Annotated in this window: 13 protein-coding genes; 8 read left to right on the top strand and 5 right to left on the bottom strand. The window is 71.0% G+C overall.

The features are described 5' to 3' along the window. Positions 1-28 precede the first annotated feature (28 nt). From B0675_RS38075 to B0675_RS38065, 3 genes are all read left to right on the top strand, one after another. On the top strand, positions 29-1087 hold the full coding sequence (locus tag B0675_RS38075) for an ABC transporter permease (protein ID WP_081224343.1): 1059 nt from the start codon (positions 29-31) through the stop codon (positions 1085-1087). A 142-nt stretch (positions 1088-1229) separates the two neighbouring features. Continuing rightward, the gene (locus tag B0675_RS38070; protein ID WP_081224342.1) at positions 1230-2765 is read left to right on the top strand and encodes an MFS transporter; all 1536 of its coding nucleotides are present in this window, start codon (positions 1230-1232) and stop codon (positions 2763-2765) included. Then, a complete protein-coding gene (locus tag B0675_RS38065; protein WP_081224341.1) occupies positions 2762-3322 on the top strand; it encodes a TetR family transcriptional regulator in 561 nt (186 codons plus the stop codon). Before B0675_RS38070 ends, B0675_RS38065 begins: the two co-directional genes overlap by 4 nt. 42 nt (positions 3323-3364) lie before the next feature. Here B0675_RS38065 and B0675_RS38060 read toward each other — a convergent pair whose 3' ends face one another. The 3 genes from B0675_RS38060 to B0675_RS38050 are packed head-to-tail and all read right to left on the bottom strand — an operon-like array spanning position 3365 to position 5042. Then, a complete protein-coding gene (locus tag B0675_RS38060) occupies positions 3365-3775 on the bottom strand; it encodes a cupin domain-containing protein (RefSeq protein ID WP_081224340.1) in 411 nt (136 codons plus the stop codon). A gap of 58 nt (positions 3776-3833) precedes the next feature. After that, entirely contained in the window at positions 3834-4673 is an 840-nt protein-coding gene (locus B0675_RS38055; protein ID WP_081224339.1) for an SDR family oxidoreductase, read from the bottom strand. A gap of 54 nt (positions 4674-4727) precedes the next feature. Further along, on the bottom strand, positions 4728-5042 hold the full coding sequence (locus B0675_RS38050; RefSeq protein WP_081224338.1) for a carboxymuconolactone decarboxylase family protein: 315 nt from the start codon (positions 5040-5042) through the stop codon (positions 4728-4730). A 247-nt stretch (positions 5043-5289) separates the two neighbouring features. Between B0675_RS38050 and B0675_RS38045 the strand changes: the two genes are divergently transcribed. From B0675_RS38045 to B0675_RS38030, 4 genes are all read left to right on the top strand, one after another. Further along, positions 5290-6198: a helix-turn-helix transcriptional regulator gene (locus B0675_RS38045; RefSeq protein WP_107482977.1), complete on the top strand. Its 909-nt coding sequence runs from the start codon at positions 5290-5292 to the stop codon at positions 6196-6198. A gap of 213 nt (positions 6199-6411) precedes the next feature. After that, entirely contained in the window at positions 6412-6741 is a 330-nt protein-coding gene (locus B0675_RS38040) for an N-acetyltransferase (RefSeq protein WP_241540170.1), read from the top strand. A gap of 239 nt (positions 6742-6980) precedes the next feature. Further along, positions 6981-8063, top strand: a complete 1083-nt coding sequence (locus B0675_RS38035; RefSeq protein ID WP_241540168.1) for a ThiF family adenylyltransferase — start codon at positions 6981-6983, stop codon at positions 8061-8063. Further along, positions 8060-8662 (top strand): GNAT family protein, encoded by a 603-nt coding sequence (locus tag B0675_RS38030; RefSeq protein ID WP_081224336.1) that lies wholly within the window; start codon positions 8060-8062, stop codon positions 8660-8662. Before B0675_RS38035 ends, B0675_RS38030 begins: the two co-directional genes overlap by 4 nt. Before the next feature lie 12 nt (positions 8663-8674). Here the strand turns inward: B0675_RS38030 and B0675_RS38025 are convergent, their stop codons facing one another. Next, entirely contained in the window at positions 8675-10015 is a 1341-nt protein-coding gene (locus B0675_RS38025) for a DUF1254 domain-containing protein (RefSeq protein ID WP_241540167.1), read from the bottom strand. A 109-nt stretch (positions 10016-10124) separates the two neighbouring features. After that, positions 10125-11162: a helix-turn-helix domain-containing protein gene (locus tag B0675_RS38020; protein ID WP_081224587.1), complete on the bottom strand. Its 1038-nt coding sequence runs from the start codon at positions 11160-11162 to the stop codon at positions 10125-10127. Positions 11163-11396: 234 nt separating this feature from the next. Between B0675_RS38020 and B0675_RS38015 the strand changes: the two genes are divergently transcribed. Next, positions 11397-12146, top strand: coding sequence for a D-Ala-D-Ala carboxypeptidase family metallohydrolase (locus B0675_RS38015; RefSeq protein ID WP_081224335.1), 750 nt, complete (start codon positions 11397-11399; stop codon positions 12144-12146). Positions 12147-12379 lie beyond the last annotated feature (233 nt).

Here is a 12379-nt window from a genome sequence, read left to right as displayed (position 1 = left end):
GCTGCCTTCCAATCTAGGATCACCTTCGATGGCCCAGCACCTCTCCACCCGGCAACCGCACAAGCACGCTCTCGACGTGGCCCACGCGCCTCCACGCTCCGGCGCGGCACGGGCGGTGCTGCTCCCCGTGGCGGTCGTCCTGCTCATCGGCACCGTCTTCGTGAGTGTGTACCTCGCCGCCTTCCACGCGCCCCGCCCCCACGACCTGCACGTCGGGACGACGGAGATCGGCTCCCGGCAGGAGCAGTTGCGCGACGATCTGGCACACGCCGTCCCCGGCGGGTTCGCTCTCGAAACCTTCCCCGACGCGCAGGCCGCCCGCCGTGCCGTCCAGGACCGAACCGTGTACGCGGCCTATCTCGGCCAGGGGAAGCTGCTGTACGGAAGCGCCAACGGAGCAGCCGTCACCGGCACCGTGACCGCCGCCTTCGGTCCCGCGGCGCGGGCCGAGCACCACGCACTCTCCGTCGAGGACGTCGTCCCGGCGGCGCCGGGGGACACCCGCGGCCTCTCCGTCTTCTACGCGGCCTTCGGGCTCGTGCTGGCCGGCTACCTCTTCGGCATGACGACGTATCAACTGGCCCCCCGGCTCGAGTACCGCCATCGCATGGCGAGCCTCGCCCTCTTCGGCGTGGTCGGCGGCGTCGTCGTGACGGCGGTCGCGGGGGCTCCGGGATTCGGCGCGCTGCCCGGCCCCTTCCTGCCGCTGGCACTGGTGGTCGCGCTGATGGGGGCGGCGGTCGGCGCCACGACCATGGTGCTGCTGCGCCTCTTCGGCCCCGCCGGCGTCAGCCTCGCCTCGATCCTGATGCTGATCCTCGGGAACAGCACCAGTGGGGGGATCATGCCGCCGGCGTACCTTCCCGCCTGGCTGCGCCCGCTCTCCGAGATCCTGCCCGTCGGAGTGGGTGTCCGCGCGATGGAGGGACTCTCCCGCTTCCAGGACGACGGCCTGACCCAGGCGCTGGTGATCCTGCCCCTCTGGGTGATCGGAGCCGCCCTGGTGCTCTACCTGAAGGACGTGTTCCGGCGCGGTGGAACAGCCCGCGCGGACGCCCCGGGCGAGCCGCACCCCGCCATGGGCTGACGCGACGCCTTCGCGGAACCGGGCGTCGTGGGGTCGGGGAGTCGTTCGCCGTGCCACTCCGGGCCCACGGCGGAAAGGGGCCAGGTACCGCCGGCGGCGACCGGGTGGGACACTCGATGTCATCGCTTGAAGACATCGTCTGATGACAACGACCGACGACAGGAACGAACTGCCCGTGCATCCGATATCCGGCCCCGCCCTGTCGCCCTGGCGGCAGCGGGCGCTCGTCCCCGTCCTGGTGTCCCTCGGCATGCTGGTCGCGATCATCAGCAGCCTCGGTGCTCCGCTGATCCCCACCATCGCCGACGTCGACCACGTCCCGGTCGCCGACGCCCAGTGGTCCCTCACCGTCACGATGCTGGTCGGCGCCGTCGCCACCCCGGCCACGGGACGACTGGGAGACGGACCGCACCGCAGGATCGTGATCCTCACCGGGCTCGCCACCGTGCTCGTCGGGAGCCTGCTGGCGGCCCTGCCGCTCGGGTTCGCCTGTCTCATCACGGGCCGCGCGCTGCAGGGCGTGGGGCTCGGTCTTGTCCCCCTCGCCATCGCCACCGCGCGCGACTCCCTGCCGCCCGAGCGGGCCCGGTCGGCGCTGGCGACGCTCTCGCTGACCACGGCCGCCGGGGTCGGTATCGGCTACCCCGTCACCGGCCTGCTGGCCGAGAGCCTCGGCATGTACGCGGGATTCTGGTTCGCCGTGATCGCCACCACGCTGGCCTTCATCGCGGCGGCCGTCGTCATCCCCACGGCTCCGCGACGCCCCGCACGACCGATGGACGTCACCGGGGCACTGCTCCTCACGCTCGGCATGAGCGGCCTCCTGTTCGCCCTCACCCAGGCCGAGCGCTGGGGGTGGGGTTCACCCCGGCTGCTGGTGCTGGGCGCCGCGTCCGTGCTGCTGCTGGCCGGCTGGGCGATGCACCAACTGCGCGTCACACACCCCCTGGTGGACCTGCGTCTGGTGCGCGACCGTACGGTCTTCGCCGCGCACCTGACCACCATGATGGGCGGCGTCGGCATGTACCTGCTGATCTCGCTGGTGACGCGCTACGTCCAGACACCGTCGAGCATCGGCTACGGCTTCGGAGCCTCCGTGGTCGTCACCGGTCTGATCCTGGTGCCGTTCTCGGCGGGCAGCCTGGTGGCCGGACGCGTGGTCCGCCTCCTGGTCCGTACCCAGCCGCCGGTCCGGCTGCTGCCCGTCAGCTGTCTGCTCTCCCTGGCGGCGCTCCTCAGCTTCGTGTTCGCCCACGGCGCCCTGTGGGAGGTGTTCGTGACCATGGCCGTCGCCGGCCTCGGCGTCGGTGTCAACTTCGCCGTCACACCGGGACTCGTCGTAGGAAACGTCCCGGCCCACGAGACCGGCAGCGCCATGAGTTTCAATCAGGTGGTGAAGTACATCGGATACTCGGCAGGCAGCGCCCTGAGCGCCGTCGTCCTCCAGGCCGCCACCAGCCCCGGTCACGACCTCCCGCCGGAGAACGGCTACCGCACCGCGGGTCTCGTCGGCTGCGCGGTCTGGGCAGCCACCGCCGTGATCGCGTACGTCCTGGTCCGGCCGGGCACGCGCGGCCCCTCCGCACCGGTCAGGATCGGCCGGCCGGCCCGCGCGGCGGACGGCGTCCCGGAACCGGACGGCGCGCGCCTCGTCGAGGACACCGGTGGCAAGGGATGAGCGCCGAGGCGTCCGGACGCCGCCGCGACGCGGCCCGCAGCCGCGAACTCCTGCTCACGGCGGCGAGCGAACTGTTCGCCGAGCGGGGCTTCGACCGCACCACCATCCGCGACATCGGCGAGCGCGCGGGCGTCGATCCGACGCTCATCGCACGCTACTTCGGCTCCAAGACACTGCTGTACGTCGCGGCGCTCAACGCCGAACAGGGCGACGCGGCCCTGGCCGACCTCTTCGACGAGCAGCGGCTGCGCCAGGTCTTCGACCGGGCCGACCGGCGAGGCCCCGTCCCGCTGCTTCAGGTCGCCGTGCAGCCGTTGAGCGACCCGGCGGCCCAGGATGCCGCGCGTTCGGCGCTGCACGCACGGCTCGTCGAGCCGCTACGGGAGCGCCTGACCCATGAGGGAGCCGAACGGCCCGGTCTGCGCGCCGAGTTGGTCGCCGCGGCCGTCACCGGCATCCTGCTGGGCCGGCACTCCGGAGCGTTCGACGAACTGGCCGCCGCCGACCCCGCCGACCTGATCGAACTGCTCCGGAGCACCCTCCTGCGGGAGGAATGAACGGCCTCGCCGGACGGGCGTCCGACGAGGCCGCGGGTGCGATCAGCCGACGTCGGCGACGGCGCTCGCGTATTGCTCGTCGGTGACGGGCTCCAGCCAGGTGGTGCCGTCTCCGTTCCCGTCGCCGACCACCAGGGCGATGTGCGCCATCAGGTTGGTGTCGGTGGCGCCGTGCCAGTGCTCCTCGCCGGGCGGGCACGTGAGCGTCTCCCCGGCACCGACCCGTACGACGGCGCCGTCCCGCGTGCCGACCAGGCCGACCCCGTCGGTGATGTGGAGGACCTGCCCCAGAGCGTGGGAGTGCCAGTTGGTACGGGCGCCGGGGGTGAAGCGCACCAGGCCGGCCGCGAGACGGGCGGGCTCGGTCGGTGTCGCGATCATGTTGAGGTACACGTCGCCGGTGAAGCGCTCCGCGGGAGCCTTCACGGTGGGCGTCGAGGTGATGTGCTCCATCGTTCCGTTCCTTGATCGTTCAGTGGTGAGGGAAGGCCGGACGGCGATGCGACGCCGCTCAGGCGTCGTCGTGGGCGAGGTCGCCGCCGAGTGTGCGCGAGGCCTCGGCCTGCGCGATCAGTTCCCTGCCCTTGGCGGCGACGGCGTCGATCGCGTCGGCTCCGGCGACGAAGCGCGCCGGGGGCTGCTTCTGGTCCGCCACCGCCAGCAGTGCGGCGGCGAGCTTGGCGGGGTCGCCCGCCTGCTGCCCGTTCATCGACTGCCACACCTTCTTGGTGGCCGCCGTCCGCTCGGCGTAGTCGTCGACCGACAGCTCCGGCCACGTGGTGGAGGCGTCCACGAGCAGCTCGGTGCGGAAGAAGCCCGGCTCGACGATCGTGGTGCGGATGTTGAACGGTTCGAGGTCGTGACGCAGGGACTCCATGAACCCCTCGACACCGAACTTGGCGGCGGAGTAGGCGACACAGAACTCCTGGCCGACCGCTCCGGCGAGGGAGGAGAGGGTGATGACGTGGCCGTCGCGCTGGGCCCGCATGACGGGAAGCACGGCGCGGGTGACGTTCATCGGACCGAACAGGTTCGTCTCGATCTGCCGTCGCATCTGCGCGTCGGAGACCTCCTCGAAGTAGCCGGCGTAGAAGTTGGCCGCGTTGTTGACCAGCACGTCGATCCGGCCGAAGCGCTCCACCGCGGCTTCCACGGCGCGCTGCGCCGACGCGGCGTCGGTGATGTCCAGGGAGGTGGCCAGCAGGTGGTCCCGCTCGCCGCCGAGCACCTCCAGGACGTGCTCGGGCCGGCGACCGGTGGCCACGACCTGATGGCCGGCGGCGAGGGCCTGGCGGGCGATGTCGGTGCCGAGGCCACGCCCCGCACCGGTGATGAGGAAGACCTTGCTCATGATGAAGTGCTCCGTACGGCTGAGGAAGGGACGGGGTGTCCGGAAAGGCAGGCGTCAGCGGGCGTCGGCGATCTCCTTGAGCCGGCCGACGGCGGTCATGGCGTTCGGCCAGCCCGCGTAGAACGCGAGGTGGGTGATCGCCTCGGACAGCTCCTCCACGCTCAGCCCGTTGTCCAGGGCTACTCCCAGGTGGTAGCCGAGCTGCTCGGTGCGGTAGAGGGCGGCCAGCACGCTCACGGTGACCAGGCTGCGGTCGCGCGGGGACAGGCCTGGGCGCTCCCAGACGTCGCCGAACAGCACCTCGTCGGTGACCTCGACGAGCTTGGGCGCGATCGCCGCGAGTTCCTGCGGCGCGGACTGCTTCGGCATGGTGACTCCTTGGGGAAGAGAACGGGATCGATCGGGCCCGGCACAGTCTCGGACGCGGACGGCGCTGCGGGCGGCTGCCACGGCGGACATTCGGGCAGCGCCACGCTGGACGCTCCGGGTGGCCCCACAGCCCGCACTCGCTGCCGATGTCGAGGAAACCGCAGATCAACGGCGTGGGGGAGGGCCTGGCATCACAGGTACTGACAGGACCCCCCAGTGGCGCGGCGATCGGCTTAGCCTGGAAAGCGTGAGCACCGAGAGCGACATCCGTGAGTTCCTGGCCTCCCGCCGCGCCAGGATCACCCCGCAGCAGGCCGGCCTGCCCGCCTACGGCGGCAACCGCCGGGTGCCCGGACTGCGTCGCGAAGAGGTCGCCCTGCTCGCCGGCGTCAGCATCGACTACTACATCCGACTCGAACGCGGTCACATCGCCGGCGCCTCCGAGGAGGTCCTCACCTCGATCGCGAACGCACTCCACCTGGACGACGCCGAACGCGCCCACCTCCACGACCTGGCCCGCGCCGCAGCCAAACGACCGGCCCGCCGCGCCAAGCGCCCCAGGGGCCCGCTCCCGGACAGCGTCCTGCGCGTCCTCCGGTCCATGACCGACTCACCGGCGTTCATCCGCAACGGCCGCTTGGACATCGTCGCCGTGAACGACCTCGGCCGTGCCCTGTACGCGCCCCTCTACGCGGATGGTGCCCCGCAACCGGTCAACATCGCCCGCTTCCAGTTCCTGCACCCCGGCGGCCGCGACTTCTTCCCCGAGTGGGACGAGTCCCTCAACACCACCGTCTCCCTGCTGCGCACCGAGGCCGGACGCGCCCCGTACGACAGTGACCTCACCGGTCTGATCGGTGAACTGGTCACCCGCAGCGAGGAGTTCCGCACCGCCTGGGGCAAGCACAACGTGCGCCTCCACCTCACCGGCCGCAAGTCCTTCCGCCACCCCGCGATCGGCGACCTCACGCTCGACTTCGACGCCATGGAACTGCCCGCCCACCCCGGTCTGACCCTCACCGCCTACACGGCCGCACCCGGCACCCCGGACCACGACGCCCTGCGCCTCCTGGCCAGTTGGGCCGCGACCGAGAACGCCGCGACCGCGACCGCGAACACCGCCGGTGACGTCGACCCCACAGGTCGAACCACCTGACGGACGGGCGTCGAAGGGGCATGTGTCCGGCACGAGGGGGCACTCGCCATGGCTATGCAGGGAATTCAGCCGAACACCCCGAGCAAGGCGCCTGATGAGATCGGATCTCACGGGGGCGCGCCATCGCTGGCGGCACCCGGAAGGCACCGGCGCACCGGACGGCGCCGGGGCCGCTGGCATCGGAGGGTGCTGGCCTACCGGAACGTGGAGCTCATGCCGTCCGCGTCCCCCGACACCGTCGGCGCCGAGTGCCTGCTCCTGGTGCACGTCCGCAGGGTGATCGGACTGGTGACCTATCGAGCGTGCGACGAGTGCGCCGAAGGCGTCATCACCGACGTGGTCCTGGACGAACCGTTCCGCGACTGCGGGCTCGGCACGCGGGCACTGTCGCACCTGCGTTCCCTGCATCCCGACGTCACCTGGCGCACCACCCTCGACGCCCGCCTCACCCGGGCCCTGCTCCGCCGGATGCGCATCCCGAGGTCGACCGGCGGACGCTGCTCCCACGGCAGGCCCGGCGTCGCCGCCCCGACGGCCATGTGACCAGGACCCGACGAGCAGCGACGCGTCCCGTCACGCTTCGGCACCGTGAACTCGTAAACGGTGCGGAGGAGGTGAGAGTTCGTGCATGAATTCGAGTTTGCGTTCCGTCCGAATCGGCGATTTTCCAAGATCACGCGCTGCTAACTTCCCTACTCGTGATCAATTCCCATGTTCCCGTTCCCCGAGATGTACGGTCCGGCTCCGTGCCGCTCGACCTTTCGGAAGTCCCCGCTCGTCCCGTGCTGTATCGCCTGGGCGAGAGCGACGACCGCGCACGTTTCGACGCGCTGCTCGCCTCCGGCGCCGTACGTGAGACGCATGACCTCATCCACGACCAGCTCGCCGAACTGGTGAGCTGCCTGCGGCCCGGGGAGACCCTCACCGACCAGCAACACGCCGCCGCTGTCGACGCGTTGTGCGGTGGAGTCGAACGCCACCACTTCGGCAGCTGGGTCTGGTACCCGTGGACGGGGCGTCTCGTGCACGTGCTGCCGGAGCGGGAGTTCCGGCGCGTGCGCACCGACCGCAACCGCGACAAGATCACGGACACCGAGCAGCGCCGCCTGCTGGAACGCCGTATCGGAGTCATCGGTCTGTCCGTCGGGAACAGCGCCGCGCTCACCTGCGCGATGGAAGGCGTAGGAGGATCGTTCCGCCTGGCGGACTTCGACGTGCTCGGGCTGAGCAATCTCAATCGCCTGCGAGCCGGCGTCCACGACCTCGGAATTCCCAAGACCGTCCTCTGCGCCCGTCAGATGTACGAGATCGATCCCTACCTCGACATCGAACTCTGGAGCGAGGGCATCACCGAGGAGAACATCGAGAGCTTCTTCGGCGATGACGAGCACCCCCTGGATCTTCTGATCGAGGAGTGCGACACCCCCTGGATCAAGGTGGCCGCCCGCGAGTACGCCCGTGCCCACCGCGTGCCCGTCCTCATGGACGCGAACGACCGCGGGCTGCTCGACGTGGAGCGCTTCGACGATGAGCCGGACCGCCCCCTCTTCCACGGCCGCGGCGGCGATCTCACCGCTCGGGCCGTACGGGAGCTCGACCCGGCCGGCACCCTGGCGTACCTGCTCCAGATCTGCGACGAGAGCCGCCTGAGTCCCGCGATGACCGACGCCCTCGCCCGGATCGGCAGCACGCTTTCGAGCTGGCCCCAGCTGGCGAGCGGCGTGATGCTCGGCGGCGCCCTGGTGACCGACACCGCCCGGCGCATCCTGCTCGGCGGGCCGGTGGCCTCCGGCCGCTACTACGTCGACCTCGAAGAGCTGATCGGCGCCGTCCCGGCCCTCGTCGGCGCGGGAGCCTCGGCATGACCCACCTCCCCGAACTGCACGGCGAGCATCTGTGGCTGAGGGAGATGCGGGCCACCGACCTCGCTCCCTTCGAACGCATCCACACCCACCGACTGCTGACACGCTTCCTCGGTATCGACCGCATGGACACCCGGCAGGCCCAGGACGCCTTCGCCAAATGCCTCGCCCAGCCCTACGTACAGCCGCGCCGCAAGCACACCCTCGCCGTGTGCGCACCGGGGGAGGACGCCATGGTCGGCACCATGGGGCTCCTCGTCGAGGAGTACGGGCGCAACGCCATGCTGACCAGTCTGGTGCTGCTGCCGGGTGCGCCCGTCAGCGGTCACGGTCACGAGGCGGGCCGGCTCCTCATGGCGTACGGCTTCGGCCGGCTCGGCCTGCACCGCATCTGGGCCGGGCACCGGGCGGACCACGCACGCATGAGCGAGGTGATGTTCGCGGCGGGCCTGCGCCCCGAGGCGACGTTGCGCCAGCTGTTCCACACCCAGGGCGAGTGGCATGACGTGGCGACGTACGCGGCCGTGGCGCCCGAGTGGATTCCGCAGGCCAGCGCCGCCGAACGACTGATCCTCGAAGGGGACGCACTGCTTCCCGCGTGAGCGTGAACGGTTCTAGGCCGGGTGCTCCCGCCGCGTGATCGGAGGGATCGTGTACCTGCCGTCGAAAACGGCGGGGTGCGGCTGGTACATCCGCAGGATGGGGCGGAACGGACCGGGCGGCGTGGGGAGCCAGTTGGCCGCCGCCGCCCGGTCGGCGGGCTGCTCGGGCTGAAGGTGGAGGGTCAGCGAGTCGTCGCGGTCGTAGTGGAGATCCGCGGTCCGGTCACCGATGGAGTAGCGGCCGATGGGGTTGTCGACCAGGTAGTACCGCGGCATGTCGTACATGGTGATCGACCAGAAGGCGTCCACGGGTGGGGTCGTCTCGAAGCGGATCGTGTAGGCCTGGGTGCCGTCGAGCGGCTTGCCGTCCTCGTCGTCCCAGGCCATCGCGTAGGCGGCCTCGTAGCCGTGGTTGCCCCACAGCCCGGCACGTGCGGCCGCGGCGCGTACGGTCCGGGCGGCGTCGCGGTCCTGAGAGACCCACTGGGGAGACTTGACGGCGCCGACCTCGAAGAAGTCGAGGTTGTAGTTGAAGGCGTCGTACGTGAGCTTCCAGCCGTTCTGCTCGGGGCCGGCGCCGTGCGTGGTGGCATGCTCCACGCGGTCCTTGCCGCGCCGGTAGCCCGTGCGAAGCGCCTGCTCCAGCTCGGCGGAGGGCGTGACATAGGGGCTGCTGCTGTCGAGGAGGCCGAGCGGCGCAAACTTCTGCTGGTAGTCCTGGTCGGCGGGCGCGGGCGGGAACGCGCGCATCCCTGTGCGCAGCTTCTCGAAGAACAGCAACTCGGTCTCGGCGACGGCACTTTCGGGGGCCGGCAGCCCGCGGCACGACGCACCGGCCTCCAGGGGCTCCAGCGTGGTCGCCTGCTGGAGAGCACGGACGGCCGGAAGGTCATCGACGCCGTCGCAGGCCCAGCGGCCCACGATCGTGGCCACCGTCGTCGGCGACGCGATCGTCTTCACACCCTGCGGCGCCTCACCGGTCCAGCCCGGCGGGACCAGCAGGAACTCGCCCGCCGCGGTGCCGGTGGCGCGTCGGCCGACGTACGCGAAGTTGTCGGTCCACGCGTCGACGAACTGCAGCACGTAATAGCGGCCGCCGGTGTCGGGCACCCGCAGCAGCAGCGGTCCGCCGCTCAGATCGAGCTGCGCCACCGAGTAGACGGTGTCGTTGTTGATGCTGACGAAGGTGTCCTTCGGACCGGCGAGGACGGCCGCGTGGCTGAACCGGTTGAAGGGCGCTGGTTCCACCGATCCCATGCCGTCGCGGGTGAAGCGGCCCACCTCGTCCAGGTCGACCACCATCGGAAAGCCGTAGACGTACGCCTCCGCCGCCAGCTCCGCAAGATCCGACACTCCGTACCGCCCTCTCGTGACCAGTCCCGACCGCCATCGTTCCCCGGCCCGGGAGAGCCCGCCACACGGAGATCGGAAAGCCACCCGCAAGGCTGCCGCCCGGTGCGGATCAGAGGTGGGGGCGACGGGCCGACGCGGATTCCCGGAGCGGGCCCGCCTGGTTCTTGCTCAGCATGGTCGCTCCCATCAGCGTCAGGGTGTGGATCACCGTGTTGCCGTGCCGGTGGCTGGTGATGAGCCCGGCGTCGCGGAGCGCGGTCGTGTGATGGGTCGCGGTGGCCGGTGTGACGCCGGCTCGATGGGCGGCCTCGGTCGTGGTCGCTCCGGCTGCGGCGGCCTGTAGCACCGCCGCGCGGGAGCGGCCCAGCAGTACCTGCAAGGGTGGCGATCCCGGGCTCTCCGCCGCCGTCCTGGCCGGCCCGGCGAGCGATTCCCGGTGCGTGGAGTACATGAGGACCGGGGGTAACCCCGGATCCGCGAGCGAGATCGGCCCCTTCCAGCAGAAGTACGACGGGATGAGGAGCAGTCCGCGGCCCTCCAGCCGGATGTCGTGCTCCGTCGGATAGGTGCTGACCTCCAGCCTCGGGTGTTTCCACCGGACCGTCGGCCCCAGCCCGCCCAGCAGGCCTTCGGTGCCCCCGTCGAGCAGGTGACGGGCCAGCCGGATCCGCTCGGTGTGCAGGCTCTCGTACATCCACTCCTCGTGCGGGGCGATGACGGCGCGGTGGTAGGCGCGCAGTATCTCCGCCAGCTCGCCCCGGCCCTCCTGCTCCGTGAGGCGGCCGAGCCAGGCGGGCATCCGGGTGACCCGGGCGAGGGCCGCGAGTTCCGTCGCGACCTGGTCGGCCGGGGTGCCGAGGATCGCCTCGAGACCCGCTTCGAGACCAGCCGTGCCCTCCAACGGGGTCAGGAAGTCGGGGAAGTAGGAAGCACGCGGGAACAGCGGCAGGAGGACCCGCCGCACCACATCCTCCAGCCCGGCCTCGCGCAGGCGCTCACGGGCGAGTCGGTACCAGTGTGCGTACGCCCAGCGGCCCGCCGGGGTCTGGAAGCGGTGGAGGCTGGCGGCGATCTCCCACAGCGGGTGCGGGGCGGCGGCGACCCGGGTCCGAGCCAGATCCTCAGCAGAGAAGTGGAAGCGAAGCACGGCCAACACCCTTTCCGCCTGCGATATTTCAGCACGTTCGAATGAGCATGACAGTTCGAGGCGCAGGCCGGAGCATGAACTCGCTTCGTCGCACCGGCCCCACAGAACGACACGCGGTTCCCCCCGTCGCTCCCGCCACCTCGTCTGCCCCCGAACCAGGCGCCACCGCCCGCGTCGAGATCGCCCACTGACGAACCACGCCCACCACGCCGCCACGTCCCCGAAGGAATCACGATGACCTCCCCCCAGCGCATTCCGAACCGTCGCGCCGTCCTGCGCGGAACCTTCGCCGCGACCCTCGGCGCCTTCGCCGGTCCGCTCCTCCTGTCGGGTACCGCGCAGGCCTACAACTGGACGCGCACCATGAACCAGGGCGCCACCGGAGCGGACGTGACGGAGCTGCAGATCCGGGTCGCCGGCTGGGCGGCGGACTCCGCCGGGCACTCCCGGGTCAGCATCGACGGTGACTTCGGCCCGGGCACGGCCGCCGCGGTCCGCCGGTTCCAGGCCGCCTACGGCCTGTCCGCCGACGGCAGCGCCGGACCCGCCACCCAGGCTCAGCTCAACGCCCTGGAGCAGTCGGACGGTTCGACCGTTCACTTCAACTGGAGCGAGTTCACCGACCGTTCGAGCGGCACCTTCAGCGGCGGCAAGGTGAGCGCGGCCGCCGCCAAGGAGAACGCCCGGCGTGCCATGTACAAGCTGGAGGCGCTGCGCAAGAAGCTCGGCAACACGGCCATCACCGTGAACTCCGGTTTCCGCAGCATCGCGCACAACGCCGAGATCGGCGGAGCCAGCGACAGCATGCACCTGTACGGCACCGCGGCCGACCTCGACGTGCCAGGCGTGGCCAACCGCACCGTGTACCAGAAGGCGGAGACCTGCGGATTCTCCGGCCTGGAGACGTACACCGTCGACCACCAGCACGTCGACAGCCGCGCGGACCTCGGCCGGGCCTGGTGGTGGGAGAACGGCACCATCTGAGGACCTGTGGAGCCGGGTTCACCGGGCGCGAACCGACCCGACTCCGCCATGGATCCCGACCCGACTCGGACCTGAGCGGGGGCGGTCTGGCCTGGCCTGATCGACTCCGCCAGGCCAGGCCGGGTTCCGGGGGCGTCACCGGCGCGGGCGGCCCGCCGTCCCCGTGGCCCGTCACGCCGATACCTCACAACCCGGCGGCCATCGCCTGCAATGTGCACGGTGCAATGTGCATC

Origin of the sequence: Streptomyces sp. M41(2017), assembly GCF_002078175.1 — a bacterium.
Lineage (GTDB): Bacteria > Actinomycetota > Actinomycetes > Streptomycetales > Streptomycetaceae > Streptomyces.
This window is presented reverse-complemented; position numbering and strand designations above follow the sequence as displayed.

Coding starts and splice junctions, on each gene's coding strand:
- B0675_RS38075 (WP_081224343.1), top strand. CDS start 29: ATGGCCCAGCACCTCTCCACCCGGCAACCGCACAAGCACGCTCTCGAC.
- B0675_RS38070 (WP_081224342.1), top strand. CDS start 1,230: ATGACAACGACCGACGACAGGAACGAACTGCCCGTGCATCCGATATCC.
- B0675_RS38065 (WP_081224341.1), top strand. CDS start 2,762: ATGAGCGCCGAGGCGTCCGGACGCCGCCGCGACGCGGCCCGCAGCCGC.
- B0675_RS38060 (WP_081224340.1), bottom strand. CDS start 3,775: ATGGAGCACATCACCTCGACGCCCACCGTGAAGGCTCCCGCGGAGCGC.
- B0675_RS38055 (WP_081224339.1), bottom strand. CDS start 4,673: ATGAGCAAGGTCTTCCTCATCACCGGTGCGGGGCGTGGCCTCGGCACC.
- B0675_RS38050 (WP_081224338.1), bottom strand. CDS start 5,042: ATGCCGAAGCAGTCCGCGCCGCAGGAACTCGCGGCGATCGCGCCCAAG.
- B0675_RS38040 (WP_241540170.1), top strand. CDS start 6,412: ATGCCGTCCGCGTCCCCCGACACCGTCGGCGCCGAGTGCCTGCTCCTG.
- B0675_RS38030 (WP_081224336.1), top strand. CDS start 8,060: ATGACCCACCTCCCCGAACTGCACGGCGAGCATCTGTGGCTGAGGGAG.
- B0675_RS38015 (WP_081224335.1), top strand. CDS start 11,397: ATGACCTCCCCCCAGCGCATTCCGAACCGTCGCGCCGTCCTGCGCGGA.